Annotated in this window: 40 protein-coding genes; 5 read left to right on the top strand and 35 right to left on the bottom strand. The window is 43.2% G+C overall.

The features are described from left to right. Positions 1–18: 18 nt before the first annotated feature. Positions 19–1,722 carry a RagB/SusD family nutrient uptake outer membrane protein gene (locus H6A28_RS10830; protein WP_204480258.1) on the top strand — a complete coding sequence of 568 codons (1,704 nt, stop codon included), beginning with the start codon at positions 19–21 and terminating at the stop codon, positions 1,720–1,722. 32 nt (positions 1,723–1,754) lie between these two features. Next, entirely contained in the window at positions 1,755–2,624 is an 870-nt protein-coding gene (locus H6A28_RS10825; protein WP_204480250.1) for a hypothetical protein, read from the top strand. 136 nt (positions 2,625–2,760) lie between these two features. Here H6A28_RS10825 and buk read toward each other — a convergent pair whose 3' ends face one another. Together buk and H6A28_RS10815 are read right to left on the bottom strand one after the other, a co-directional pair. Next, positions 2,761–3,837 (bottom strand): butyrate kinase, encoded by a 1,077-nt coding sequence (gene buk, locus H6A28_RS10820; RefSeq protein ID WP_204480248.1) that lies wholly within the window; start codon positions 3,835–3,837, stop codon positions 2,761–2,763. A gap of 11 nt (positions 3,838–3,848) precedes the next feature. After that, positions 3,849–4,769, bottom strand: a complete 921-nt coding sequence (locus H6A28_RS10815; protein WP_204480247.1) for a phosphate acyltransferase — start codon at positions 4,767–4,769, stop codon at positions 3,849–3,851. 190 nt (positions 4,770–4,959) lie between these two features. On the opposite strand from H6A28_RS10815, the gene H6A28_RS10810 reads away from it, so the two are divergent. The 3 genes from H6A28_RS10810 (at position 4,960) to H6A28_RS10800 (ending at position 8,265) form a co-directional block, all read left to right on the top strand. Beyond that, positions 4,960–6,729: a gamma-glutamyl-gamma-aminobutyrate hydrolase family protein gene (locus tag H6A28_RS10810; RefSeq protein WP_204480245.1), complete on the top strand. Its 1,770-nt coding sequence runs from the start codon at positions 4,960–4,962 to the stop codon at positions 6,727–6,729. Positions 6,730–6,810: 81 nt separating this feature from the next. Beyond that, the gene (locus tag H6A28_RS10805; RefSeq protein WP_204480291.1) at positions 6,811–7,809 is read left to right on the top strand and encodes a M28 family peptidase; all 999 of its coding nucleotides are present in this window, start codon (positions 6,811–6,813) and stop codon (positions 7,807–7,809) included. Positions 7,810–7,824: 15 nt separating this feature from the next. Beyond that, positions 7,825–8,265, top strand: a complete 441-nt coding sequence (locus H6A28_RS10800) for a SufE family protein (RefSeq protein WP_204476189.1) — start codon at positions 7,825–7,827, stop codon at positions 8,263–8,265. Between the two features lie 295 nt (positions 8,266–8,560). Here H6A28_RS10800 and rplQ read toward each other — a convergent pair whose 3' ends face one another. From rplQ to rpsL, 33 genes are all read right to left on the bottom strand, one after another. Then, on the bottom strand, positions 8,561–9,061 hold the full coding sequence (gene rplQ / locus H6A28_RS10795) for a 50S ribosomal protein L17 (RefSeq protein WP_204476609.1): 501 nt from the start codon (positions 9,059–9,061) through the stop codon (positions 8,561–8,563). A 3-nt stretch (positions 9,062–9,064) separates the two neighbouring features. Next, positions 9,065–10,057, bottom strand: coding sequence for a DNA-directed RNA polymerase subunit alpha (locus tag H6A28_RS10790; RefSeq protein WP_007559357.1), 993 nt, complete (start codon positions 10,055–10,057; stop codon positions 9,065–9,067). Between the two features lie 11 nt (positions 10,058–10,068). After that, complete coding sequence (gene rpsD / locus H6A28_RS10785; RefSeq protein WP_204476607.1) at positions 10,069–10,674, bottom strand: 30S ribosomal protein S4; 606 nt, start codon at positions 10,672–10,674, stop codon at positions 10,069–10,071. Between the two features lie 117 nt (positions 10,675–10,791). Further along, positions 10,792–11,181, bottom strand: a complete 390-nt coding sequence (gene rpsK, locus H6A28_RS10780) for a 30S ribosomal protein S11 (protein WP_007559359.1) — start codon at positions 11,179–11,181, stop codon at positions 10,792–10,794. An 8-nt stretch (positions 11,182–11,189) separates the two neighbouring features. Further along, on the bottom strand, positions 11,190–11,570 hold the full coding sequence (gene rpsM, locus H6A28_RS10775; protein ID WP_007559362.1) for a 30S ribosomal protein S13: 381 nt from the start codon (positions 11,568–11,570) through the stop codon (positions 11,190–11,192). A gap of 33 nt (positions 11,571–11,603) precedes the next feature. Continuing rightward, the gene (ykgO, locus tag H6A28_RS10770) at positions 11,604–11,720 is read right to left on the bottom strand and encodes a type B 50S ribosomal protein L36 (protein WP_002558051.1); all 117 of its coding nucleotides are present in this window, start codon (positions 11,718–11,720) and stop codon (positions 11,604–11,606) included. A gap of 15 nt (positions 11,721–11,735) precedes the next feature. Further along, entirely contained in the window at positions 11,736–11,954 is a 219-nt protein-coding gene (infA, locus tag H6A28_RS10765; RefSeq protein WP_002558052.1) for a translation initiation factor IF-1, read from the bottom strand. 1 nt (position 11,955) lies between these two features. Then, positions 11,956–12,753, bottom strand: a complete 798-nt coding sequence (gene map / locus H6A28_RS10760; RefSeq protein WP_204480243.1) for a type I methionyl aminopeptidase — start codon at positions 12,751–12,753, stop codon at positions 11,956–11,958. A gap of 17 nt (positions 12,754–12,770) precedes the next feature. After that, entirely contained in the window at positions 12,771–14,117 is a 1,347-nt protein-coding gene (gene secY / locus H6A28_RS10755) for a preprotein translocase subunit SecY (RefSeq protein ID WP_204476603.1), read from the bottom strand. 4 nt (positions 14,118–14,121) lie between these two features. After that, the gene (gene rplO / locus H6A28_RS10750; protein ID WP_072543772.1) at positions 14,122–14,568 is read right to left on the bottom strand and encodes a 50S ribosomal protein L15; all 447 of its coding nucleotides are present in this window, start codon (positions 14,566–14,568) and stop codon (positions 14,122–14,124) included. Between the two features lie 30 nt (positions 14,569–14,598). Then, complete coding sequence (gene rpmD / locus H6A28_RS10745) at positions 14,599–14,775, bottom strand: 50S ribosomal protein L30 (protein WP_072543771.1); 177 nt, start codon at positions 14,773–14,775, stop codon at positions 14,599–14,601. An 11-nt stretch (positions 14,776–14,786) separates the two neighbouring features. Further along, on the bottom strand, positions 14,787–15,302 hold the full coding sequence (rpsE, locus tag H6A28_RS10740; protein ID WP_072543770.1) for a 30S ribosomal protein S5: 516 nt from the start codon (positions 15,300–15,302) through the stop codon (positions 14,787–14,789). A gap of 6 nt (positions 15,303–15,308) precedes the next feature. Continuing rightward, a complete protein-coding gene (gene rplR, locus H6A28_RS10735; RefSeq protein ID WP_204476601.1) occupies positions 15,309–15,650 on the bottom strand; it encodes a 50S ribosomal protein L18 in 342 nt (113 codons plus the stop codon). A gap of 21 nt (positions 15,651–15,671) precedes the next feature. Then, positions 15,672–16,241, bottom strand: coding sequence for a 50S ribosomal protein L6 (rplF, locus tag H6A28_RS10730; RefSeq protein ID WP_148330617.1), 570 nt, complete (start codon positions 16,239–16,241; stop codon positions 15,672–15,674). 17 nt (positions 16,242–16,258) lie between these two features. Continuing rightward, on the bottom strand, positions 16,259–16,654 hold the full coding sequence (gene rpsH, locus H6A28_RS10725) for a 30S ribosomal protein S8 (protein ID WP_007559373.1): 396 nt from the start codon (positions 16,652–16,654) through the stop codon (positions 16,259–16,261). Between the two features lie 58 nt (positions 16,655–16,712). Then, on the bottom strand, positions 16,713–17,012 hold the full coding sequence (rpsN, locus tag H6A28_RS10720) for a 30S ribosomal protein S14 (RefSeq protein ID WP_148330619.1): 300 nt from the start codon (positions 17,010–17,012) through the stop codon (positions 16,713–16,715). 6 nt (positions 17,013–17,018) lie between these two features. Then, a complete protein-coding gene (rplE, locus tag H6A28_RS10715; protein ID WP_204480241.1) occupies positions 17,019–17,576 on the bottom strand; it encodes a 50S ribosomal protein L5 in 558 nt (185 codons plus the stop codon). Further along, complete coding sequence (gene rplX, locus H6A28_RS10710) at positions 17,576–17,899, bottom strand: 50S ribosomal protein L24 (protein WP_072543767.1); 324 nt, start codon at positions 17,897–17,899, stop codon at positions 17,576–17,578. The genes rplE and rplX overlap by 1 nt, the downstream gene beginning before the upstream one ends. 20 nt (positions 17,900–17,919) lie before the next feature. After that, complete coding sequence (gene rplN / locus H6A28_RS10705; protein WP_007559377.1) at positions 17,920–18,285, bottom strand: 50S ribosomal protein L14; 366 nt, start codon at positions 18,283–18,285, stop codon at positions 17,920–17,922. Positions 18,286–18,287: 2 nt separating this feature from the next. After that, a complete protein-coding gene (gene rpsQ / locus H6A28_RS10700; protein WP_072544105.1) occupies positions 18,288–18,545 on the bottom strand; it encodes a 30S ribosomal protein S17 in 258 nt (85 codons plus the stop codon). A gap of 11 nt (positions 18,546–18,556) precedes the next feature. Then, positions 18,557–18,751 (bottom strand): 50S ribosomal protein L29, encoded by a 195-nt coding sequence (gene rpmC, locus H6A28_RS10695; protein ID WP_007559379.1) that lies wholly within the window; start codon positions 18,749–18,751, stop codon positions 18,557–18,559. Between the two features lie 5 nt (positions 18,752–18,756). Continuing rightward, positions 18,757–19,188 (bottom strand): 50S ribosomal protein L16, encoded by a 432-nt coding sequence (gene rplP / locus H6A28_RS10690; RefSeq protein ID WP_013617999.1) that lies wholly within the window; start codon positions 19,186–19,188, stop codon positions 18,757–18,759. 20 nt (positions 19,189–19,208) lie between these two features. After that, a complete protein-coding gene (gene rpsC, locus H6A28_RS10685) occupies positions 19,209–19,937 on the bottom strand; it encodes a 30S ribosomal protein S3 (protein WP_204476599.1) in 729 nt (242 codons plus the stop codon). Between the two features lie 6 nt (positions 19,938–19,943). Further along, a complete protein-coding gene (rplV, locus tag H6A28_RS10680; RefSeq protein ID WP_072543765.1) occupies positions 19,944–20,351 on the bottom strand; it encodes a 50S ribosomal protein L22 in 408 nt (135 codons plus the stop codon). A 38-nt stretch (positions 20,352–20,389) separates the two neighbouring features. Further along, a complete protein-coding gene (rpsS, locus tag H6A28_RS10675; RefSeq protein ID WP_007559385.1) occupies positions 20,390–20,659 on the bottom strand; it encodes a 30S ribosomal protein S19 in 270 nt (89 codons plus the stop codon). Positions 20,660–20,684: 25 nt separating this feature from the next. Then, positions 20,685–21,506, bottom strand: a complete 822-nt coding sequence (gene rplB / locus H6A28_RS10670) for a 50S ribosomal protein L2 (RefSeq protein WP_072543764.1) — start codon at positions 21,504–21,506, stop codon at positions 20,685–20,687. A 7-nt stretch (positions 21,507–21,513) separates the two neighbouring features. Further along, positions 21,514–21,804 (bottom strand): 50S ribosomal protein L23, encoded by a 291-nt coding sequence (gene rplW, locus H6A28_RS10665; protein WP_007559388.1) that lies wholly within the window; start codon positions 21,802–21,804, stop codon positions 21,514–21,516. A 20-nt stretch (positions 21,805–21,824) separates the two neighbouring features. Beyond that, on the bottom strand, positions 21,825–22,454 hold the full coding sequence (rplD, locus tag H6A28_RS10660; protein WP_204476597.1) for a 50S ribosomal protein L4: 630 nt from the start codon (positions 22,452–22,454) through the stop codon (positions 21,825–21,827). After that, positions 22,454–23,071 carry a 50S ribosomal protein L3 gene (gene rplC, locus H6A28_RS10655; RefSeq protein WP_025892834.1) on the bottom strand — a complete coding sequence of 206 codons (618 nt, stop codon included), beginning with the start codon at positions 23,069–23,071 and terminating at the stop codon, positions 22,454–22,456. The genes rplD and rplC overlap by 1 nt, the downstream gene beginning before the upstream one ends. Positions 23,072–23,091: 20 nt before the next feature. Beyond that, positions 23,092–23,397, bottom strand: a complete 306-nt coding sequence (gene rpsJ, locus H6A28_RS10650) for a 30S ribosomal protein S10 (RefSeq protein ID WP_002558075.1) — start codon at positions 23,395–23,397, stop codon at positions 23,092–23,094. A gap of 91 nt (positions 23,398–23,488) precedes the next feature. Continuing rightward, positions 23,489–25,606, bottom strand: a complete 2,118-nt coding sequence (gene fusA / locus H6A28_RS10645; protein WP_204476595.1) for an elongation factor G — start codon at positions 25,604–25,606, stop codon at positions 23,489–23,491. Between the two features lie 31 nt (positions 25,607–25,637). Then, entirely contained in the window at positions 25,638–26,114 is a 477-nt protein-coding gene (gene rpsG / locus H6A28_RS10640) for a 30S ribosomal protein S7 (protein WP_072543761.1), read from the bottom strand. A gap of 149 nt (positions 26,115–26,263) precedes the next feature. Beyond that, positions 26,264–26,671 (bottom strand): 30S ribosomal protein S12, encoded by a 408-nt coding sequence (rpsL, locus tag H6A28_RS10635; protein ID WP_007559394.1) that lies wholly within the window; start codon positions 26,669–26,671, stop codon positions 26,264–26,266. Positions 26,672–26,772: the final 101 nt, after the last annotated feature.

Raw genomic sequence — 26,772 nt, 5'->3', positions numbered from 1 at the left:
ATGAAAAGAAACTACAAGATGAAAAAAATATTTTTATTTGCTTCTCTGGCAGCCTTGGGTATGACATCGCTTACAGGCTGTATCAAAGAAATTGAGCCACAAAGCAACTATGTAACAGTGGATCAAGCAGCTAACGCCACCGGAGCCTTCCAAAACTTTGTAGACGCCATTACCAACACAATGGCTGGAAAATTTGTCTACAAAGCATCCGATATGTCGCCATACGATTACGGTTATACCTCATTCTTCCTGATGCGTGACGTCATGGGACAAGATATCGCATTAGAAGATACAGGTAATGAGTGGTATACAACATGGTATACTTGTGGAACCGGTCTAGGTCCACTCTATGCTGTATGCCAATATCCCTGGACCTATTTTTATGGATGGATTAAAAGCTGTAATGATGTATTGACTTTAGCAGGAGCAGAACCATCACCAGAGCATGCTTCAGGTGCAGGTATTGCTTATGCCATGAGAGCCATGTTCTATATGGATTTGGCACAGATGTTTGCTCAAAAATCCTATGCGTTCGATAAAAAGGCTGAAACAGTTCCTTTGGTACTGGAAACAACTGCCGTCAATGAGCTGGCAACCAATCCTCGTGCAACCAATGAAGCAATGTGGGCGCAAATCCTTTCAGATTTGGACAAAGCTGAGACTTATCTGGCAGACTACAACCGCTCTGATATTTATACACCCAACCTCTCAGTTGTATATGGACTAAAAGCACGTGCCTATCTAGTTATGGAAGACTGGCCAAATGCTGAAAAATATGCAAAACTTGCCCAACAAGGCTATACGGCATTAACAGAAAGCCAATACACTTCACGTACAACCGGTTTCAACACTCCAGATGGAAACAATTCATGGATGTTTGCTGTTCGTTTCAAAGACGATGATCCCTGTATCCTACAAAATGATGGAGACAGCAGCTGGGGGTCACAAATGATTATTGAAGTCAGCGCATCAAATTGTGGATATGCATCTAACTATGGTAGCCCTAAACGCATCGATTATCATCTCTACCAGACCATTCCTGCCACAGACTTCCGCAAGAAATGCTATGTAGACTTTGCCATTGACAACATGGCACAAGCTGACGCCCTGAATGCACTAAGTGCTTATTCAGATGTACCAGAAGGCTTACTAACCACAGCTGAAGCTACTACTTCCAAGAAGGTAGGAGGACTAGAATTGAAATTCCGTCCAGCCAATGGAGAACATGCAAATCAATATGCAGCTTTCACAGTCTCTGTACCTTTAATGCGTGTAGAAGAAATGATATTAATCGAAGCTGAAGCTGCAGGTATGCAAAATGAAGCACGCGGTATCACCTTGTTAACTAACTTCGCAAAAACCAGAGATCCGGAATATGTATATGGTAAACACACCAATGATACTTATGGTAGTAATCACGCTACTGGATTCCAAAATGAAGTATGGTGGCAACGCCGTGTAGAGCTTTGGGGGGAAGGTTTTGCAACTTATGACATCAAACGTTTTGATAAAGGGGTTATCCGTAGCTATGCCAACACAAATCATCCCACAGGCTATCGCTGGAACTATGGAGGTTACAATGTAAACTCAGGAAATGTACATCCTGACTGGATGGACTTCTGTATCGTAGGAACAGAAACAGACTACAATTCAGCGTGCACCAATAACCCAACCCCAATTATGCCTACATCTGACTCCAGCGAATTTATATGGGCTAATTAAAAAAGTTGATTTATTAAATAAAGAATAGGAACATGAAAAAATATATCAATGCTTTGGGAATGATGCTCCTTACTATAGTGGCAATGACTAGCTGTAAGGAAGAAGAAGGAACTACTCCAGGTACAGACGGAGCACCTGCCATTACGCTATATGAATATACAGTCGAAGCACCGGAATACAACCCTGACAATGATGTGAGAATCCGTATTGCCGCCAACAATCAGGTGAGTGAGGCTTACTATCTGGCCGAAACTACCGCAGACAAGAAAGCGCATGTGGAAGCCAATGGAGAAACCGGATATATGACTTATGTCGTAGAAAACGGAACTAAAATAGAAGGTATCTCTGGAGAATCTAACGCAGACATCACTCTCACCAACCTGCAAGGTGAATATACCATCACCATCGTAGGCGTAAACGGAAGCAACATGGCTTCACAAGAAGTAGTGTTTACCGGACTTGCCTGGGAAGATGTAGCAACAGGTACTTATGTATTCGGGACTACCAGTGCAAGCGGAACTCCTGCAGCCACCATCTTGGGGCAGTCTTCTGTATCAACTACCTTACAAGTTTGTACGACGGATCCCACTCTGTACCGCTTCAAAGACGTATTTGGAGAAGGATACAGCATGAAGATTAACCTGATTGATAAGACTGCAACGGATTCACAAGGAGAATACCAGTTCTTCCGTGTACCTTCCACCCTGACTTCGTACACCTATGGAAGCTACGGAAGTATCTCAGTCAGCGATATTGGTTACTGGCAAGGAAATGATGCATTTGTAACCGACAATGGTTATGAAAGTGGTATGTACGCCAACCACAACTGCTTTATCCTTATAGCCTATCAAGTTTCTGCTGGAGCTCTTGGTTATGGCTATGATGAGTTTATTGCAGACTAAACACAAAAGACTGATCCCGTTGATGGGATACAGTCTTTTCTAAATAATCTCTCTTGAAGAGTCAGTATTCACACTGACGTTTAACCTTAAATAAGGATTTGTCGGGATATCTTCGTGACGAAGATGTCCCGATTTTTTATTCTATGTTTTCTTCCGGTGCATACTCCTGCAAAGTCAACTCTCCCCGCAGCACACCCAGGGCATTCATGGCCAACGCTCCCATCTCATCTTCTCCGGGAATGACCACAATCGGAGCCAGCCCTTCCAGCCACTCCCGCAACCCGCGGATACAATAGTCATTGAAAGCGATACCCCCTGTCAAAATCACAGCATCGGTCTGTCCGTGCAGGGCAATATGCATGGCTCCTACCTGCTTGGCCACCGTGTAGAGCATGGCATCGAGCACCAGTTTGTGCCTTTCGGCTCCGGCATGGGCCCAACGGATAATACTCTGCACATCGGTCGTACCCAGATGTGCCACCAGTCCCCCCCGGCCGTTAATCATCTTTCGGATTTCCGCATAGGTATATTTCCCGCTGAAACACAAATCAACCAACTGTCGGGCCGGCAATGTTCCTGCCCGTTCCGGACTGAAAGGGCCTTCCCCATTCAAGGCATTGTTCACATCGACCACTTTCCCATAGTGATGCGCACTGACCGAGATGCCTCCCCCCAAGTGGGCTACAATCAGGTTCAGTTCTTCATACTTCCGTCCGATACGGGCCGCATACCGCCGGGATACCGCCCGACTGTTCAGGGCATGAAAAATGGAGATACGGGGAAGCTCCGGAATACCGGAAATACGGGCCAAGTCGCGCAACTCGTCCGTTACCACCGGGTCGGCCAGATATGACGGGCAACCCGCACAATGCGCTATCTCGTCGGCAATCCATGCCGCCAGGTTCGACGCATGTTCCATAGTGGCATGCCACAAGTCATGCTTGATACGTTCATTGATTTGATACACCCCTCCGGGAGTGGGCTTCAACAAGCCTCCACGAGCAATCACGGCATCAAAAACCAATGGGATACCGGCCTTCTCCAACGTATCGTGCACATGTGCACGGCGGTATTCATACTGCTCGTTGATATGGTGAAAGCCCGCCAGCTCCTTGGACGGATGTGCGATGCTTTCACGCCACACGGGATTTTCATTCTCATAGACTGCCAGCTTCGTGGAAGTGGAGCCCGGATTAATGACAAGTATTTTCATAAGGTCAGGTCTTATTCTTTTCGCGCCCCTGCCAGGCAAGCCAGTACCAGACTGTAGTATTTGGAGTTACCGGAGTCACTCCGTGAAGGCACCACCACCGGTGCAAGAGTTCCGGTGAGCATGCCTGCCATGTTCGCATCGCCAAACAGGGACAAGGTTTTGTAAAACGTATTGCCCGATTCGATATTGGGGAAAATCAGAATATCCGCATTGCCGACTACGGGAGAAGAAAGGCCTTTTATCTCCCCGCTATGCTTGTCGCAGGCAGTCTTGGCATCCATCGGTCCGTCGATAAAGACATGTCCGAAACGTCCTTCCTGCGCCTCTTTCTTGAGTTCCACATAACTCAGGGTGTGGGGAAACTTCTCGTTGACTTTCTCCGAACAGTGAATAAGGGCCACCCGGGGCTCCTCACACCCCAACTTGCGACACAAATCCAAATCGCAGGAAATCATTGCCCGGAATTGTGCCAGTGTGGGCCGTGGAATCACCGCCGCATCCGAAAAGAACAACAGTTTGTGATACAAGGGTACCTGCGCCACCGCGACATGGCTCAGCACGCCTCCTTCAGGCAACAGGCCCTCTCCTTTCTTCAACACCGCCCGCAACAGATTGTCCGTGTTGATAAGCCCTTTCATCAACACTTCAGCTTCTCCCATCCGCACCAGCTGTACGGCCAAGGCTGCCGCTTCGTCGGGAGTACCTGCCTCGTAAATGTGTACAAAATCGGGAGAAGCCGCCCGCAAGTCGAGCGCTTCTTTCAAGTGGGCTGAATCTGTCACCAAGAGATATTCGGCAATTTCCTCCCTCAGGCTTCGAATAATCACATATTCCGTGTGCGGATCGTTCGGGCAGACTACCGCCACTTTCCGACGTATGCCGCGCGAACGCAGACAGTTCACCATTTGAGAAAGGCTTCGAATCAATTCCATATCATTAGATTTTAAACAAATATGAGAAAATAATTTGAATAACCTTCTATCTGAGATGCTAATTAATGCTATACATGCTGGAAGGGCAATCTGCAATGAGTAACAAAATAACGACTTTATCTCCCTAATTGTGCCATTAATTCACAAGTTCTCTCTATATTTGCGTCACTTGCTAAAAAAGAATGCACGCATGAAAACAGATTTTTCTTTCGATATTCAAGCCCTCGACAAGGAGATTCACAACCGTTTTCCGAATCATAAAAAAGCTCCACTTATCGGACTGACGGGGAACTTCAGCGACGGCAACCTGACCCTGGCACCGGGCTACTACCAGTCCATCATTCAGGCAGGAGGGGTACCGGTAGTGATTCCTCCTTATGAGGATGTCAACTTACTGATCAACACACTGGAACATTTGGACGGACTGCTGCTCACGGGCGGAGGCGACCTGAATCCGCTGTTCCTACACGAAGATCCTATCCGTGAACTACACAGCATCAATCCTTACCGCGACCGACAGGAACTGTTGCTGACACGCCTGGCCGCCAACCGACAGATTCCGATACTGGGTATTTGCCGAGGCATACAGGTGCTCAATGCAGCCTTAGGAGGTACGCTTTATCAAGATATCTATGCGCAGAAAGATACACCGTCTATCAAGCACAGCCAGGATCTGGAACGGAGCTTTCCCTCCCACCGGGTAGAACTGGCGGAGGGCAGTCTGCTGGCCCGTATAATGAATGCGAAGGAAATAGCGGTCAATTCGTTCCATCACCAGGCTGTGAAAGAACCGGCCCTGGGATTCCGAGTATCGGCCACGGCTCCCGACGGAGTGATAGAGGCCATCGAAAGTACGGAATACAAATCCATGCTGGGCGTACAGTGGCATCCGGAATGCTTCATCCTGAATCAGGACAAGTGCATGATGCCGCTCTTCGGATGGCTCATCCGCGAAGCCCGTTCGTTCCGGAAAGCGAAGGAACTGCACCAGCGCTTGCTGATTCTGGATACGCACTGCGATACGCCGATGTTCTTCAACCAGCATATCCGCTTTGATACACGTGACCCGAAAATCAAAGTCGACCTGCACAAAATGACGGAAGGACGGCAGGATGCCACCATCATGGTGGCTTATCTGGCGCAGAAAGAACGGACGGATGAAGCCCTGCTGGCTGCTACGGCCAAAACCGACCAGCTGCTGAACGAAATTGAAGAAATGGTGGCCAAGAACTGTACGGCAGTAGATATCGCTTATACACCAGCCGATCTGTATCGTCTGAAACGGGAAAGCAAGAAGGCCATTATGCTGGGCATTGAAAACGGCTATGCCATCGGAAAAGACCTGAGCCGGGTGGAACATTTCCGCAAACGAGGGGTGGTGTACATGACGCTCTGTCACAATGGGAACAACGACATCTGCGGCTCGACCCGCCACAACGAAGAGAACTTAGGGGTTACACCTTTCGGTGAACAAGTAATCCGCGAAATGAACCGATTGGGAATGATGGTGGACTTGTCGCACAGTGGGGAACGTACGTTCTACGAAACACTGGACATCAGCAGCCAACCGGTGGTCTGCTCACATTCTTCCAGCCGGACCCTCTGTGACCACCCGCGCAACCTGACCGACGACCAGCTCCGGGCCATTGCCCGAAAAGGGGGCGTAGTGCAGGTCTGCCTTTACAGCGGATTCCTCCGCACCGAACGTCCGGCACACATCCTGGATGCCATCGAACACCTGAACCATATGGTGAACGTGATGGGTATCGAGCATGTGGGTATCGGCAGTGATTTTGACGGCGACGGAGGCATCATTGGATGCAACGATTCTTCGGAAATGATCAATCTCACCCGCCAGTTGCTCCACGAACGTTACAGTGAGGAAGACATCCAGCGGATCTGGGGAGGCAACTTCCTGCGCGTCATGCAGCAAGTGCAGGAAAGTGGCTCCTACAAATAAAGTTTAAAACGTATTTACGGCTGCAAGGGGTGTACAAAAATAAGCTTACCTTTGCAGCGCAAACTAAATGAAGGTATTATGATTTCAATAAAAAATATGCTGATTGTAAGTGCTTTGATAACGGGAGGAACTTTCATCTCCTGTGGAAGCAGTTCGAAAAACAGTCAGCAAACTGAAGAAACGGAAGCCACAATTGTGCAGGCCCCGACTTTCAATGCCGATAGTGCATACGCGTATGTATCGGCACAAGTGGCTTTCGGACCGCGCGTACCCAACACGGAAGCGCATCGCAAATGTGGGGATTACCTTGCCGCCCAGTTGAAGAAATTCGGGGCTACCGTCTACAACCAACAGGCCGACCTAATCGCTTACGACGGTACGATTCTGAAAGCACGCAACATCATCGGAGCTTACCAACCGGAAAACAAGAAACGGGTGATGCTCTGTGCGCACTGGGACTGCCGACCGTATGCCGACCAGGATGAAGAGGCCAATCATCGGAAAGCAATTGACGGAGCCAACGACGGGGCCAGCGGCATAGGTGTATTATTGGAAATCGCCCGACAGATTCAACAGCAGGCACCGCAAGTAGGCATCGACCTCGTATTCTTCGATGCGGAAGATTACGGCACGCCGGACTTCTACAAAGGGACTTATAAACCGGATACCTGGTGCCTGGGTTCCCAATATTGGGGCCGTATCCCTCACGTACCTGACTACAAGGCACGCTTTGGTATCTTGCTGGATATGGTAGGGGGAAAGAATGCCACATTCTACTACGAAGCCTTCTCCAAGCAGACGGCGAACAATGCCATGAAGAAAATCTGGGAAATGGCCGAGCACTTAGGTTACAGCAACTATTTCATCAAGGAAGACGGAGGCCAGATTACGGATGACCATCTCTACGTGAACCAGTATCGCCAGATTCCATGTGTAGACATCATCCATTACGATATGCAGAGTGACACGGGTTTCAACCCAACTTGGCACACGCTGGATGACACGCTTGAAAATATTGACAAAGCCACGCTTCAGGCCGTAGGACAAACGGTGATGGGCGTGATTTATAATGAAAAATAATTAAACCATATCACAATGAAAACAATCAATGAACTCCAGGACGAAGTAATCGAAGAATTCAGTGACTTCGACGATTGGATGGACAAATACCAACTGCTGATTGACCTGGGCAACGACCAGCAACCGCTTGATCCGAAATACAAAACAGAGCAGAACTTGATTGACGGTTGCCAGAGCCGGGTATGGCTGCAGGCTGACCTGGTGGACGGAAAAGTAGTATTCCAGGCTGAAAGTGACGCCCTGATAGTAAAAGGTATCATCTCTCTGCTAATTCAGGTCGTGTCAGGTCACACACCCGATGAAATCCTGAATGCCGACCTTTATTTCATCGACAAGATCGGTTTGAAGGAACATCTTTCACCCACCCGCAGCAACGGTCTGCTGGCCATGGTAAAACAAATGCGCATGTATGCTTTGGCATTTAAAGCCAAAATGGAAGAAGAAAAGCAAGCATAAATAGCTACTAAACTACGAATAAAGGCTTGTGAGGCAATATTACCGCACCTCACAAGCCTTTGTCGTATTCATTCCTATCATTCGTTAGAAGGCCTGAAAAACGATAGGATCCAATCACTCAATTCAGCAGACAGTCTCAGAGTCACAGGGCATAATAATCGATTACGAGTTTACCAACAAAGCAATAGAAACCGGTATAAACCCATCTACCCCAATTAAAGATGCTGCTACACGACAGATACAAAAAAAGGCTATGCGCAATGCATAGCCTTTCAAATATATAGCATATACAGAATTATTCAGCTTTAGGGGCTTCCTCTGTAGTAGCAGGAGCTTCAGTTGCAGCTTCAGCAGCCGGTGCTTCAGTAGTAGTTGCAGCTGATTTCTTAGAACGACGTGTACGAGTAGTTTTCTTAGCAGCTGTCTTAGCCATGTTCTCGTTGTAGTCTACCAATTCGATGAAACACATTTCTGCGTTATCACCCAAACGGTGACCAGTCTTGATAATACGAGTGTAACCACCCGGACGATCTGCAACCTTTACAGAGATTTCTTTGAACAGTTCAGTTACAGCATATTTGTCTTGCAGGTTACTGAACACAACACGACGTGAGTTAGTTGTGTCATCTTTAGATCTAGTAATCAGCGGCTCAACGAACTTCTTCAAAGCTTTAGCCTTCGCAACAGTCGTAGTGATTCTTTTGTGCTTGATCAAAGAACATGCCATGTTTGACAGCATTGCATTTCTGTGAGAAGCAGTACGACCTAAATGGTTGAATTTTTTATTATGTCTCATTGTTTATTCTTTGTCTAATTTATACTTAGAAATATCTGTTCCAAACGAAAGATTCAGACTCTCGAGCAAATCATCAAGCTCAGTGAGCGATTTCTTACCGAAGTTACGGAACTTCAGCAGGTCGGTCTTGTTGAACTGAACCAAGTCGCCCAATGTTTCAACATCGGCAGCTTTCAAGCAGTTCAAAGCACGAACTGACAAGTCCATATCCACCAATTTGGTCTTCAGCAACTGACGCATGTGCAATACTTCTTCATCGAATTCTTCGTTACCTTCTGCATCTGATGTTTCAAGCGTAATCTTTTCATCAGAGAACAGCATGAAGTGATGAATCAAAATCTTTGCAGCTTCCTTCAGCGCTTCCTTCGGGTGAATGGAACCATCCGTCGTAATTTCCAGCACCAACTTTTCATAGTCAGTTTTCTGTTCTACACGGTAGTTTTCTACCGCATATTTCACATTACGAATCGGAGTGTAAATAGAATCGATAGGAATTACATTCACATCGGTGCAGAATTCGCGGTTTTCATCAGCCGGCACATATCCACGACCTTTGTTGATTGTAATGTCTATCTGCATAGTTGCTTTTGAATCTAAATGGCAAATAACCAATTCAGGATTTAACACTTCAAATCCGGTCAAATACTTACCAATATCACCTGCCTTAAATTCAGTAGAATTCTCAACGGTAATGCTTACCTTCTCATTTTCGAATTCCTCAACTACTCGCTTGAATCGAACTTGCTTCAGATTCAAGATAATGTTAGTGACATCTTCTTTTACACCCGGAATGGTAGCAAATTCATGTTCCACACCCTCGATACGGATTGTGTTGATTGCATAACCTTCCAATGAAGAAAGAAGAATACGGCGTAAAGCATTACCTACGGTAATACCGAAACCGGGTTCAAGCGGACGGAATTCGAATTTCCCGAATTTGGAATCCGCTTCCAACATTAATACTTTATCAGGTTTTTGAAATGCTAATATCGCCATGAAATTAATTATTATTTAGAGTACAATTCAACGATCAAGTGTTCTTTAATGCTTTCAGGAATGTCAGCTCTTTCTGGTACGTGCAACAATTTACCAGTCTTAGAGTTTTCATCCCATTCCAACCAAGGATATTTGCTGTGATTAAATCCGGCCAATGAGTTAGCAATCACTTCCAAAGACTTAGATTTTTCACGAACACCTACCAGCTGACCCGGTTTAACTGAGAAAGAAGGGATATTAACTACCTTACCATCTACAGTGATGTGCTTGTGACCTACAAGCTGACGAGCGGCAGCACGAGTCGGTGCGATACCCAAACGGAACACTACGTTATCCAGACGACATTCAAGGCTCTGCAGCAAAATTTCACCGGTAATACCGTTCATACTTGCTGCTTTCTCAAACATATTACGGAATTGTTTCTCCAACACACCGTAAGTATACTTAGCTTTCTGCTTTTCAGCCAACATGACACCGTATTCAGAAGTTTTTCTGCGACGATTGTTACCATGTTGTCCAGGAGGATAGTTTTTCTTAGACAAAACTTTATCTGCTCCAAAGATTGCTTCACCGAATTTACGTGCAATTCTAGTTTTTGGTCCAGTATATCTAGCCATTTTCTTTCTTAATTTAATTGTTATTCATGAACTCAATTTGTTGCAGCCGCGATTACAGAAAGGAATTGCAATCCATTATTTAACAAAATCAAGTTACATCTAAATTGGTTATCTCTATTATACTCTTCTTCTTTTCGGAGGACGACAACCGTTATGAGGCAATGGAGTTACATCGATGATTTCAGTAACTTCAATTCCAGCTCCGTGCACTGTTCTGATAGCAGACTCACGTCCGTTTCCAGGACCCTTCACATAAGCTTTTACCTTTCTCAGGCCAAGATCGTATGCCACTTTAGCGCAATCTTGGGCAGCCATCTGAGCTGCATAAGGAGTGTTCTTCTTAGAACCTCTAAATCCCATCTTACCTGCAGAAGACCATGCAATAATCTGGCCTTCGCTGTTTGCCAAAGAAACGATAATGTTATTGAATGAAGAATGAACGTGCAACTGTCCATTAGCATCAACCTTGACATTTCTTTTTTTAGCTGCGACTGTTTTTTTTGCCATATTAACAATTATTTAGTAGCTTTTTTCTTATTTGCAACTGTTTTCTTTCTTCCCTTACGTGTACGAGCATTGTTTTTTGTGCTCTGACCTCTCACGGGCAGACCCAAGCGGTGACGAACACCACGGTAGCAACCAATATCCATTAATCGCTTAATGTTCAACTGGATTTCAGAACGAAGATCACCTTCAACCTTGTATTCAGCACCAATGATTTCACGGATCTTAGCAGCCTGATCATCAGTCCAATCCTTCACTTTCAGGTCACGATCTACGCCTGCTTTATCCAAAATTTTTGCTGAACTACTGCGTCCGATACCATATACGTATGTCAACGCAATCTCACCTCTTTTATTCTGAGGCAAATCTACACCAACTATTCTTATAGCCATATACTAAATTATTTTTTTTGCAAAAATAATAAATTATCCTTGACGTTGTTTATACTTAGGATTTTTCTTGTTAATAACATACAAACGGCCATTACGTCTAACGATTTTGCATTCCGGCGTACGTTTCTTTAATGATGCTCTTACTTTCATATCTTATATTTTCTTTTATTTGTATCTAAAAACGATTCTTCCTTTAGATAAGTCATAAGGAGACATCTCGACTCTTACCTTATCTCCGGGTAATATTTTAATGTAATGCATTCTCATTTTGCCAGAAATATGAGCTGTAATCTCATGTCCGTTTTCTAGCTCTACACGAAACATTGCATTCGACAATGCTTCAACGATAACTCCATCTTGTTCTATTGCGGATTGCTTTGCCATATTAAATTGCTTTATCTCCTAAAACTTGTTCTATAAATTCAAATGATGATAATATATCAGCTTTTCCCAGTCCGACAGCCACCGTATGTTCAAAGTGAGCTGCACATTTCCGGTCTCTCGTACGGATTGTCCATCGGTCATCTTCCATGACAATCTGTCGGTTACCCATCGTGATCATCGGTTCAATTGCGATACACATTCCTTTTTTCAGCAATGTGCCTGTACCACGGCGTCCGTAATTGGGAACTGGAGGATCTTCATGCATTTCCTTTCCAATACCATGACCGACAAATTCTCGAACTACACCGTAAGAATGGGATTCACAATGTTGCTGAATTGCATAACCGATATCTCCCAATCTCTTTCCATGAACTGCATTTTCGATACCCTTGTAAAGAGATTCCTTTGTCACCTTCAATAATTTCACTATTTCAGAATCCACTTCACCGACACAAAACGTATAGGCTGAATCTCCACAAAAACCATTCATGAAAGTACCGCAGTCAACCGAAACGATATCACCATCTTTTAAAGGGATATCATTAGGAATTCCATGTACTACCTGCTCGTTCACCGAAGTGCAAAGCGTACCAGGAAAAGGAGAGCCATAAGGATTAGGGAACCCCTTAAAAGTAGGGATAGCCCCATGGTCACGGATAAACTCCTCCGCTACTTTATCCAGTTGCTTCGTCGTAACTCCAGGCTTTATCATTTTGGCTACTTCGGCCAGAGTTCTCCCGACAAGGAGATTACTCTGACGAAGCAACTCTATTTCATCATCTGTCTTTAGAAATATCATTCGAGACAAGTATTTTTTTAATAAGCAGCCACATTACCAGACCGTCCCTTGATTCGACCTGAACTCAACAGACCGTCGTAATGGCGCATCAACAAATGGCTTTCTACTTGCTGCAGGGTATCCAATACCACACCTACAAGAATCAGCAATGATGTACCACCAAAGAACTGTGCAAATTCAGCCTGAACGCCGAACAGGCCAGCAAATGCGGGCAATATAGCAATAATAGCCAAGAATATAGAACCCGGCAGAGTAATACGGGACATAATCACATCCAAATATTCTGCTGTATTCTTACCCGGCTTTATTCCCGGAATAAAACCGTTATTTCTCTTCATGTCTTCTGCCATCTGAGTGGTATTGATTGTAATCGCAGTGTAGAAGTAAGTGAAAAGAATAATCAACACGGCAAAAACAAAGTTATACCAGAAACCTGTATGGTCAATCAATGCGCGGGCTATGCCACTTGCATTATCGATATTTGAATATCCGACAATCGTAATCGGAATAAACATGATAGCCTGAGCAAAGATGATAGGCATCACGTTAGCCGCATTTACTTTCAGAGGGATATACTGACGAGCACCACCGTATTGTTTGTTACCCACAATACGCTTTGCATACTGTACAGGCACCTTACGTACACCTTGTACCAACAAGATAGCAGCAGCTATCACAGCCAGCAAGCATACCAGTTCAATCAAGAACATGATAATACCACCTGCACCCGGAGAAGCGAGTCGTGAAACGAATTCACCAGAGAAAGACTGAGGAAGACGAGCAATAATACCCACCATAATAATCAATGAGATACCATTACCAATTCCTTTATCAGTAATTCTTTCACCAAGCCACAAGATAAACATACTACCTGCTGCCAAAATGATAGTTGAAGTAATAATAAAGAAAGTCCAATCTAATGAAGCATTAAGGGCGGGCCCTGCCTGCATTTTCAAGTTGATCAGATAAGATGGAGCTTGGAAAATCAAAATAATGATTGTCAGAATACGAGTATACTGATTAATCTTTCGACGACCGCTTTCCCCCTCACGCTGCAGTTTCTGGAAATAAGGTACCGCAATAGCCAACAACTGAATCACGATGGACGCAGAGATGTACGGCATGATTCCAAGTGCAAAGATAGATGCATTTGAAAAGGCACCACCCGAAAACATATTCAACAAGGCAAGAAGACCTTCACTCGTCTGTTCATGCAACTTCGACAACATGTCAGGATTGATACCTGGCAATACGATATAAGAACCGAATCGATAAATTGCAACAAACAATATAGTAATGAGGATCCGTTTTCTCAGATCCTCAATATTCCATATATTCTTTAATGTTTCAATAGATTTTATCATTGAATCAGAGTTTTACTGCATTACCACCAACGGCTTCGATTGCAGCTACTGCGCTCTTAGAGAAAGCATTTGCTTCTACATCAAGCTTAGTAGTTAAACTACCGTTACCAAGAACTTTCACTAATTGATTAGAAGAAACGAAACCTGCTTCAATCAAATCATTAATGCCGACCTTAGACAGATTCTTAGCTTCAGCCAGTTTCTGAATAGTATCAAGATTAATTGCTTTGTATTCTACACGGTTGATGTTCTTAAAACCAAACTTCGGAACACGACGTTGAAGCGGCATCTGACCACCTTCAAAACCAATCTTCTTTGAATAGCCAGATCTTGATTTTGCTCCTTTATGTCCTCTTGTAGAAGTACCGCCTAAACCTGAACCAGCACCACGACCAACTCTTTTTCTAGTTTTGACAGAACCTTCTGCAGGACGTAAATTATTTAACTTCATATTGTAAGATCCTTTATTGTTAACAATATATTACTTAACGATTGCAACCAGGTGTTTAACCTTTTCAATCATACCCAGAATTGAAGGAGTCTCTTCGTGTTCAACCACACGATTCAATTTATGGAGACCAAGTGCATCCAATGTTCTTTTCTGATCAGCCGGAGCACCAATTCTACTCTTTACTTGTTTAATCTTAATAGTTGCCATAAATATCCTCCTTATCCTCTAAATACTTTATCCAAACTTACACCTCTGTTCTGAGCTACCATGCGAGCATCTCTCATTTCACCCAAAGCCAAGATAGTAGCTTTTACCAGGTTGTGAGGATTTGATGAACCCTTAGACTTAGCCAGGACATCAGTAACACCTACACTTTCCAATACGGCACGCATTGCACCACCAGCTACTACTCCAGTACCTGTTGAAGCAGGTTTGATGAATACTTCAGCACCACCAAACTTTGCAGACTGTTCGTGAGGAACAGTACCTTTCAATACCGGAACACGAGTCAGGTTCTTCTTTGCAGCTTCAACACCTTTAGCGATTGCAGCTGTTACTTCACCAGCTTTACCAAGGCCCCAACCAATGATACCATCTTCGTTACCAACTACTACGATAGCAGAAAAGCTGAAAGTTCTACCACCTTTTGTAACTTTAGTAACACGGTTGATTGCAACCAGTCTATCTTTTAATTCTATATCGTTAGTGATCTTAACTCTATTATTAACTGCCATAATTCATTAAAATTTAAGTCCACCGTTACGAGCAGCATCAGCTACTTCTTTTACTCTCCCATGATACAAGTAACCATTACGGTCGAATACGACAGTCGTAATACCAGCTTCCTGAGCTTTTTTAGCAATCAGCTCACCAACTTTTGCAGCCTGTTCTTTTTTCGGCATAGCTTCCATACCCAGAGAAGAAGCAGCCACCAATGTCTTACCACTTAAATCGTCGATAACCTGAACGTAAATCTGCTTGTTACTTCTAAACACACTCATACGCGGACGTTCAGGGGTACCTGAAATCTTGTTGCGTACTCTATATTTAATCTTAATGCGTCTTTCTATTTTCGTTGTCATAATTGTACGATTTTATGTGAATTATTTAGCGCCAGCTGACTTACCAGACTTTCTACGAATTTCTTCACCAACAAACTTAATACCTTTTCCTTTATAAGGTTCAGGCTTACGGAAAGAACGTATTTTTGAACAAACCTGACCAAGCAGCTGTTTGTCACAAGATTCCAATATGATAAGAGGGTTCTTATTTCTTTCAGATTTAGTTTCCACCTTGATTTCAGGAGGCAACTGCATAAAGATATTATGCGTATAACCTAAAGCGAAATCAATGATATTACCGTTGTTAGAAGCACGGTAACCAACACCGACCAGCTCTAATTCTTTCTTATAACCTTCAGAAACACCAACAACCATGTTGTGAATCAATGCACGATACAAGCCATGGAATGCGTGACGCTGTTTCAGGTTATCAAGCATCGCATCTTCGTTTTCTTTCAACACCACGTGTCCGTCTGCAATTTCTACGCTGATAGCAGGATTTACAAACTGACTCAACTCACCTTTAGGTCCTTTTACGTTTACTACATTATCCTTCAGAGTAACTGTTACTCCAGCAGGGATACTAATGGGTAATTTACCAATTCTTGACATTGCTTATCCTCCTAACATTAATATACATAGCAAAGAACTTCACCGCCAATCTTCAGTTCAGCAGCTTCCTTGTCTGTCATAACACCTTTGGAAGTAGATATAATAGCAATACCTAATCCATTAATAACTCTCGGCATGTCTTTGTAACCGGTATACTTACGCATACCCGGAGTAGATACTCTTTCAAGTTTCTTGATTGCGTTAACCTTGTTAACTGCATCATACTTCAAGGCTACCTTGATAGTACCCTGAGGACCATCTTCAACAAACTTGTAGTTCAGGATGTACCCTTTGTCGAAAAGGATCTTAGTAATCTCCTTTTTCAAGTTTGAAGCAGGTACTTCCACCACTCTGTGCTTAGCACTAATTGCATTTCTCAATCTAGTGAGATAATCTGCGATAGGATCTGTCATAAAAACTAATTGTTAAATTAATCAGGACTACCCTGACAATATTTAATAAAAAAATTATTTACCAGCTTGCTTTCTTAACGCCAGGAATCAAACCGTTTGAAGCCATTTCACGGAACTGAATACGTGAAATACCGAACTGACGGATATAACCTTTTGGACGTCCAGTCAGTTTACAACGGTTGTGTAAACGAATAGGATTAGCGTTCTTAGGCAGAGCCTGCAACTTCTGAGCAGCCTCAAAAGCTTCAGCAGGATCACCAGAGTTTACAATCTTCTTCAACGCAGCACGCTTCTCAGCATATTTAGCAACAAGTTTAGCTCTTCTTACTTCACGAGCTTTCATTGATTCTTTTGCCATAACTTATCAATCTTTTTTAGCGTTTTTAAACGGTAATCCGAATTCCTTCAACAGAGCAAAACCTTCTTCGTCTGTCTGAGCAGAAGTTACAAAAGTAATGTTCATACCCAGAATCTTAGTGATGCTATCAATGTTGATTTCAGGGAAAATAATCTGTTCCTGAATACCTAGTGTGTAGTTTCCTCTTCCGTCGAATTTGCTTTCGATACCTTTGAAGTCACGGATACGCGGTAAAGCTACACGAACCAATTTTTCAAGGAACTCATACATTCTTTCACGACGCAATGTTACCATTACACCGATCGGCATTTTCTTACGCAATTTAAAGTTTGCGATATCTTTACGAGAAACAGTTGCTACAGCTTTCTGTCCTGTAATAGCAGTCAATTCATTGATTGCGACATCAATGATTTTCTTATCAGCAACCGCCATACCCAAACCTTGATTGATAACAATCTTCTTAAGTACAGGGATTTGCATAGATGAAGAATACTGGAATTGATTCTTCAAAGCAGGAGCAATGCGCTCTGCATATTCTTTCTTAAGGCTAGCAGTATTACTCATTATTTAATCTCCTCTCCTGATTTTTTAGCATAACGAACAAATGTTCTTCCATCAGAACTTTCTCTTCTACCCACACGAGTCGGTTTTCCTGTCTTCGGATCTACCGGATTCAGGTTAGAGATGTGAATAGGAGCTTCCTGCTTCACAATACCACCCTGAGGATTCTTTGCATTCGGTTTGGTACTCTTAGATACCATATTGATACCTTCTACCACTGCACGTCCTTCTTTAACAAGAACCTTCAACACGCGGCCAGTTTTACCCTTGTCTTCACCAGAGTTTACGTAAACTGTATCGCCTTTCTTAATATGTAATTTACTCATTACTTAAATCTTTTACAAAATTAAAGTACTTCAGGTGCAAGTGAAACCACTTTCATATTTGCATTACGCAACTCTCTCGCAACCGGGCCAAAAATACGACTTCCTCTAATTTCACCTGCGTTGTTCAACAGCACGCAAGCATTGTCATCAAAACGAATGTAAGAACCATCAGCACGACGGATTTCTTTCTTTGTACGTACAATCAAGGCCTTTGATACTGCACCTTTTTTAATATCACTTGAGGGGATAACACTCTTTATTGAAACTACAATAACATCCCCAACAGAGGCATAACGTCTCTTTGTACCGCCTAATACGCGGATACAAAGAGCTTCTTTAGCGCCACTGTTGTCACATACTGTAAGTCTGGATTCTGCTTGTATCATAATTACTTAGCTCTTTCAATAATTTCAATCAATCTCCATCTCTTAGTTTTACTCAAAGGACGAGTTTCCATGATGCGAACAGTATCGCCAACCTGGCATTCATTCTTTTCGTCATGAGCATGGTATTTTTTCGTTTTAGACACGAACTTACCATAAATAGGGTGTTTTTCCTTAAACTTAGCAGCAACAGTAATGGTCTTGTCCATTTTATTGCTAACTACAACACCAGTTCTTTCTTTTCTTAAATTTCTAGCTTCCATGAGGACCATTATTATTTGTTAAGTTCTCTCTGACGCAATTCTGCTTTCATACGCGCGATTGTTCTGCGTAATTTCTTGATCTGTGCAGGATTTTCCAGCGGAGAGATCGAATGATTCAAAACCATTTGATTGTAATTGGCAACTTCAGTCTGAATTCTTTCTGCCAATTCGTTGGTAGCTATTTCTCTAATTTCTGCAATCTTCATATCAATTAAGCATTTTGACTTGCGTCGTAATCACGTCTAACAATAAACTTAGTAGTAACAGGAAGTTTCTGTGCGGCGAGGCGCAAAGCTTCTTTAGCTACTTCAAAAGAAACACCTTCAACTTCGATCAAAATACGACCCGGAGTTACAGGAGCCACGAAACCTTCCGGATTACCTTTACCTTTACCCATACGTACATCAGCAGGCTTACGAGTAATAGGTTTATCCGGGAAAATGCGGATCCAAATCTGACCCTGACGCTGCATATATCTTGTTACAGCAATACGAGCTGCTTCAATCTGACGACCAGTAATCCACTTAGTCTGAAGAGATTTGATACCAAAAGTACCAAAAGCCAACTGATGACCTCTCTGGGCGTTACCTTTAGCGCTACCTTTCTGCTGTCTTCTGAATTTTGTTTTTTTCGGTTGTAACATAATTCCTAAAATTCAAATCGTTAGCGATTGTTGTTTTTCTTTCTGCGGAAGTTCTTTCCACCATTGTTTCCGTTGCTACGGCCATTTTCTTTGCTCTGAGTGAAGTTAGGAGCCAACTCACGTTTTCCATAAACTTCACCACGGCAAATCCATACTTTGATACCCAGCAAACCAACTTTTGTCAAAGCTTCAGCATGGCAATAGTCGATATCTGCACGGAAAGTATGCAATGGAGTACGACCTTCTTTATACATTTCTGAACGAGCCATTTCAGCACCGTTCAAACGACCTGAGATCAGCACCTTGATGCCTTCAGCTCCCATGCGCATGGTATTGGCAATCGCCATCTTGATAGCGCGACGGTAAGCGATTTTACCTTCAACCTGGCGAGCGATGTTGTTTGCCACAATGACAGCGTCAAGTTCCGGTCTTTTTACTTCAAAGATATTAATCTGGATATCCTTGTCGGTGATCTTCTTCAACTCCTCTTTCAACTTGTCAACTTCCTGACCACCTTTACCAATGATAATACCCGGACGAGCAGTACATACAGTGATTGTCACCAATTTCAGAGTACGTTCAATAACGATTCTTGAAACGCTGGCTTTTGCAAGTCTGGCATTCAGATATTTACGAATTTTGCTGTCTTCCAGCAAAGCGTCACCATAATTCTTGCCACCGTACCAATTAGAATCCCATCCTCTGATAATTCCTAAACGGTTGCTTATCGGATTAACTTTCTGTCCCATCTACTCTTAATTTTTATCATTAGTATTCTTAGCATCAACGAACAAAGTCACATGATTTGAGCGTTTACGAATTCTGTAACCTCTACCCTGTGGAGCCGGTCTCATTCTTTTCAAGGTTGCTCCCCCGTCAACATAAATCTTAGTTACAAACAATTCGCCGTCTTCAGCTTTGCGTTCGTTTTTCTGTTCCCAGTTAGCAATAGCAGAGCGTAACAGTTTTTCCACTCTAGCAGAAGCTTCTTTAGAAGAAAACTTCAAAACACCAAGTGCTCTGTTCACCTCCATACCGCGAATCATGTCAGCCACGAGACGCATCTTACGCGGAGAAGTAGGCACATTTTGCAATTTTGCAAAATACATGGTTTTAAGGGCTTCTTTTCTCTTATCAGCCGATATTTTTTTTCTTGCTCCCATTATTTATTACTTTATTATTTCAAATATGCGTCCTGTTATTATTTTTTCTTGTTACCTGCATGACCACGGAAAGTACGTGTAGGAGCGAATTCTCCCAACTTATGACCAACCATGTTTTCAGTAACATAAACAGGAATAAATTTGTTACCGTTATGAACTGCAATTGTATGCCCAACAAAATCAGGCGAAATCATTGAAGCTCTAGCCCATGTCTTAACAACTGACTTCTTGCCGCTTTCATTCATAGCGAGCACCTTGTTTTCCAGTTTTACATTAATATATGGACCTTTTTTTAATGAACGACTCATAAATTACTCAATTAATCAGTTGTTATTACTTTCTTCTTTCAATAATATATTTAGAAGACTGTTTCTTAGGTGCTCTTGTCTTCAAGCCCTTAGCATACAAGCCTGTACGTGATCTCGGGTGACCTCCTGACTGACGTCCTTCACCACCACCCATCGGGTGATCCACAGGGTTCATAACAACACCACGGTTGTGAGGACGACGGCCTAACCAGCGAGAACGACCTGCTTTACCAGAAGCTTCCAGAGCGTGGTCTGAATTACCAACACTACCGATTGTAGCTTTACAAGCACTCAAGATCTGTCTTACTTCACCTGAAGGCAATTTGATGACACAATATTTACCTTCGCGAGAAGTCAACTGAGCAAAGTTACCAGCCGATCTTACCAAAGCAGCACCCTGACCCGGACGCAATTCAATGTTGTGAATTACAGTACCAACGGGGATGTTTTCAAGAGGAAGTGCGTTACCAATCTCAGGCGCCGCATCCGCTCCAGACATCAAAGTGCTACCTACTTGCAATCCATTAGGAGCAATGATATATCTTTTTTCACCATCAGCATAAAACAACAAAGCGATACGAGCCGAACGGTTCGGATCATATTCAATTGTTTTAACGACTGCTGGAACACCGTCTTTATTTCTCTTGAAATCGATAATACGGAATTTTCTCTTATGACCGCCACCGATATAGCGCATTGTCATTTTACCTACGTGGTTACGACCACCCGTAGAACGCTTTCCATATACAAGAGATTTTTCTGGTACCGATGCAGTAATTTCCTCAAAAGTACCAATAATTTTGTGTCTCTGCCCCGGTGTTGTGGGCTTAAATTTACGTACTGCCATCTTTTATTTAAATATTGCTATAAAAATCAATAGTATCACCTTCTTTCAATGTAACGATTGCTTTCTTGTATGCATTCGTACGACCATTGATAAGACCTGACTTAGTATAACGGCTCTTGTTCTTACCTGCATAACGGATAGTATTTACATCCACTACAGTTACGTTATACATAGCTTCGATTTCACGCTTAATTTCTAATTTGTTAGCTTCAGGACGAACAATAAATCCAAAGCGGTTGAACTTTTCAGATATTGCCGTCATCTTTTCTGTAACCAACGGTTTAATAATCATTCCCATATTACTTCAGCCTCATTTAATTATTTCACTAAGGTTTCCTCGATAGCTTTCAATGCACTTTCTGTCACAACAAGAGTTTCTGCGTTCAATACAGAGTATGTATTCAGCGCAGAAGCAATTGCAAGATTTGTACGCTCTAAGTTACGAGCAGACAAATATACGTTTTTATTTGCTTCCGGCAAAACCATAAGTAGCTTTTTACCAGCCACTTTAAGATTATTCACAAGGTTTACGAATTCTTTAGTCTTCGGAGCTTCAAATGAGAAGTCTTCAACGACTACAATGCTGTTAGCTTGAGCCTTGTATGACAAAGCAGACTTACGAGCCAAAGCCTTCACTTTTTTGTTCAACTTGAACCAATAATCACGAGGTTTCGGACCGAACACGCGAGCACCACCCACCAATACTGGAGAGTTGATATCACCACGACGTGCACCGCCACCACCTTTCTGACGGCCTAATTTACGAGTAGAACCACTGATTTCGCTTCTTTCCTTAGACTTGTGAGTACCCTGGCGCTGATTAGCCATATACTGTTTTACATCCAGATAGATAGCGTGATCATTTGGAGTGATTCCGAAGATAGCTTCGTTCAAAGCCACCTTTCTTCCGGTGTCTTCACCCTTGATATTTAAAACGTTAACTTCCATTATTTCTCAATTATTACGATTGAACCTTTGCAACCCGGAACAGAACCCTTAATCAACAGCAGGTTATGTTCAGGAATCACTTTTAATACCTGTAAGTTGTGAGTAGTCACTCTGTCACCACCCATTTGTCCGCCCATGCGCATTCCTTTGAATACTTTTGCAGGGTAAGAACAAGCACCGATAGAACCCGGCTTACGAGCACGGTTGTGCTGACCGTGAGTAGTCTGACCTACACCACCAAATCCATGACGTTTTACAACACCCTGGAAACCTTTTCCTTTAGAAGTACCAATCACGTCTACATATGCAGCGTCATTGAACAATTCTACAGTGATAGTGTCACCTAAATTCAATTCTTCTGAGAAATCTTTGAACTCGGCCAAGTGTCTCTTTGGAGTTACTCCAGCTTTCTTAAAGTGACCCATCAACGGTTTTGTAGTATGCTTTTCCTTCTTGTCCTGGAAACCTACCTGAACAGCTGCATAGCCATCTTTTTCTACACTCTTAATCTGAGTAACTACACAAGGACCAGCTTCGATAACAGTGCATGGTACATTCTTACCATCAGCACTGAAAACGGATGTCATTCCGATTTTCTTTCCTAATAATCCTGGCATTTCAGTTAATTTTTAATTGATTAAACTTTAATTTCTACTTCTACCCCACTCGGTAATTCCAATTTCATCAAAGCATCTACTGTCTTTGCAGTTGAGCTATAGATGTCAATCAGTCTCTTGTAAGAAGACAATTCGAACTGTTCACGTGACTTCTTGTTAACGAAAGTCGAACGGTTTACAGTAAAGATACGCTTGTGTGTAGGCAATGGAATCGGACCACTTACAATGGCACCTGTAGCCTTCACAGTTCTTACAATCTTTTCAGCTGACTTGTCTACCAAGTTGTGATCGTAAGATTTCAGTTTAATTCTGATTTTCTGACTCATGTTTGTTTATTAAATTATTAATGAATATTGGAGGAAGCTTGAGGGCTAAGAGTCATTCGCTAGCCCTCATCGACTTCCGTCCTATTGTTTATTATACCAAATCAACGCGACCTTTCACTTCTTCCAGTACAGTCTTAGCGATTGAGCTGGAAACCTGTGCATGATGATCGTAGCTCATTGAAGAAGTTGCACGACCAGAAGTGATTGTACGCAGAGCTGTTACATAACCGAACATTTCAGCCAGCGGAACCATAGCCTTCACGATACGAGCACCTGAACGGCTTGTTTCCATACCTTCTACCTGGCCACGACGTTTGTTCAAGTCACCGATTACATCACCCATGTTTTCTTCCGGAGTTACAACTTCCAGTTTCATGATCGGCTCCATCAGTACCGGGCCTGCCTTCACGCAAGCATTCTTGTATGCCTGGATAGCGCAGATTTCAAATGACAACTGGTCAGAGTCAACCGGGTGGAATGAACCATCCTTCAAGACAACCTTCAGAGAGTCGAGCGGGAAGCCGGCCAATACACCGTTCTTCATGGCAGTCTGGAAACCTTTCTGTACAGAAGGAATGAATTCCTTAGGTACGTTACCACCTTTCACCTCATCGATGAACTGCAGACCACCCTGCTTCCAATCTTCATCAACCGGACCTACTGATACGATGATGTCGGCAAACTTACCACGACCACCTGACTGTTTCTTGTAAACTTCACGCAATTCAACAGTCTTCGTGATAGCTTCCTTGTAGTTAACCTGCGGACGACCCTGGTTACATTCAACCTTGAACTCACGTTTCAGACGGTCGATGATGATATCCAAGTGAAGCTCACCCATACCAGAGATAATTGTCTGACCAGTCTGTTCGTCTGTACGTACAGTAAATGTCGGGTCTTCTTCAGCCAGCTTAGCCAAACCGTTAGACAGCTTGTCCAAGTCTTTCTGAGTCTTCGGCTCTACTGCGATACCGATAACCGGTTCCGGGAAGTCCATAGATTCCAATACAATCGGAGCAGTTTCGTCACACAATGTATCACCCGTACGGATATCCTTAAAACCTACACCAGCACCGATATCACCTGCGCTGATTACTTCTACCGGGTTCTGCTTGTTTGAGTGCATCTGGAACAGACGAGAAACACGTTCTTTCTTACCTGAACGAGAGTTGTAGATATAAGAACCAGCTTCAATCTTACCAGAGTAAACACGGAAGAATGTCAGACGACCTACATACGGGTCAGTAGCAATCTTAAATGCCAGAGCGGCAGTCTTTTCATCTTCGTCCGGTCTACGGTCTTCTTCAGCACCTGTAGTCGGGTTTGTACCTACGATGTTCGGAGTATCCAGCGGAGAAGGCAAGAAAGCACATACATAGTCCAGCAATGTCTGTACACCTTTGTTCTTGAATGAAGAACCGCACAACATCGGAACGATTTCCATCTTCAATGTTCCGGCACGCAATGCACGAAGAACTTCTTCTTCTGTGATAGTAGAAGGATCATCGAAGTATTTCTCCATCAGAGCTTCGTCGAACTCAGCGACTTTCTCCAACATCTTGTCTCTCCATTCCTGAGCTTCGTCTACCAGATTAGCCGGAATGTCGTCTACTTCGAAGTCAGCACCCAGTGTTTCATCATGCCAGTAGATAGCTTTCATCTTAATCAGGTCGACCAAACCTTTGAAACTTTCTTCTGCGCCGATAGGAATTACAACCGGACACGGATTAGCTCCCAGAATATCCTTCATCTGACGAACTACTTCAAAGAAGTCAGCACCTGAACGGTCCATCTTGTTGACATATCCGATACGAGGTACGTTATATTTATCAGCCTGGCGCCATACTGTTTCAGACTGCGGTTCTACACCACCTACTGCACAGTAAGTAGCCACAGCGCCATCCAGCACACGCAGAGAACGTTCAACCTCAGCCGTGAAGTCTACGTGTCCCGGAGTATCAATCAAGTTAATTTTATATTTATTTCCCGCATAATTCCAATAAGCTGTAGTAGCCGCAGAAGTGATAGTGATACCACGTTCCTGCTCTTGCACCATCCAGTCCATTGTAGCAGCTCCATCGTGAACCTCACCGATCTTGTGAGTCAAACCTGTATAATACAGAATACGCTCAGAAGTTGTAGTTTTACCAGCATCGATGTGGGCCATAATCCCGATGTTACGGGTCAAATGCAAATCATGTTTAGCCATTTTAATTCCGTCTTAATTATTAATTACTAGATTAGAATCTGAAGTGAGCGAATGCACGGTTAGCTTCAGCCATACGGTGCATATCCTCTTTACGTTTGAAAGCACCACCCTGTTCGTTGTATGCATCAAGGATTTCAGCAGCCAATTTATCAGCCATTGATTTACCTCCACGCTTACGAGCAAAAGCGATCAGATTCTTCATAGAAATTGATTCTTTACGATCCGGACGGATTTCTGTAGGAACCTGGAATGTAGCACCACCGATACGGCGAGACTTAACCTCCAGCTGCGGAGTTACATTATCAAGAGCCTTTTTCCAAACTTCCAAAGCAGAAGTTTCTTCAGCCGGCAGCTTGGTTTCAACTGTTTTCAGTGCATTGTAGAAGATTTCGTAAGAAGTGTTCTTCTTTCCATCATACATCAGATGGTTTACGAATTTTGAAACCTTCTGGTCGTTAAATACTGGATCCGGAAGGATCACACGTTTTTTTGGTTTTGCTTTTCTCATTTTGTTTGATAATAATGTTTAGTTTGGGGCTGCACCTCGTCTACTTCAACGCTTCCTCCGAAGCATTTACTCAACCTTAAAGCTTTTCCAACAAACCAAAACGAATTAATAAAAGTTTTTCTTAAACTAAGGATTGTACTCAGCCAGGATTATTTCTTACCTTTTCCTGCCGGAGCTGCCTGTCCTGGTTTCGGACGCTTAGCACCATACTTAGAACGTCTCTGTGTACGACCTGCTACACCTGCTGTATCCAGTGTACCACGTACGATGTGATAACGAACACCCGGAAGGTCCTTTACACGACCACCACGAACCAAAACGATTGAGTGTTCCTGCAAGTTGTGTCCTTCTCCCGGAATGTAAGAGTTCACTTCCTTAGAGTTTGTCAGACGTACACGAGCAACTTTACGCATTGCTGAGTTCGGTTTCTTCGGAGTTGTAGTGTAAACACGCACACAAACGCCACGTCTCTGAGGACATGAATCCAATGCCGGTGATTTACTCTTATCAACCAAAACCGTTCTTCCTTTTCTTACTAACTGTTGAATAGTAGGCATTTTGTTTGATTTTTAATTGTTATATATTTATTTCTATTTTGTTTCTACAATCCTTGGCGAAATACTACATTTCGGGCTGCAAAATTACAAATAACTTTTTA

It is taken from the genome of Bacteroides mediterraneensis, assembly GCF_016900355.1.
In the GTDB taxonomy this organism is placed as follows: Bacteria; Bacteroidota; Bacteroidia; order Bacteroidales; family Bacteroidaceae; genus Phocaeicola.
Note: the sequence above shows the minus strand (reverse complement) of the source record. Positions and strands in the feature narration are given on the sequence as shown.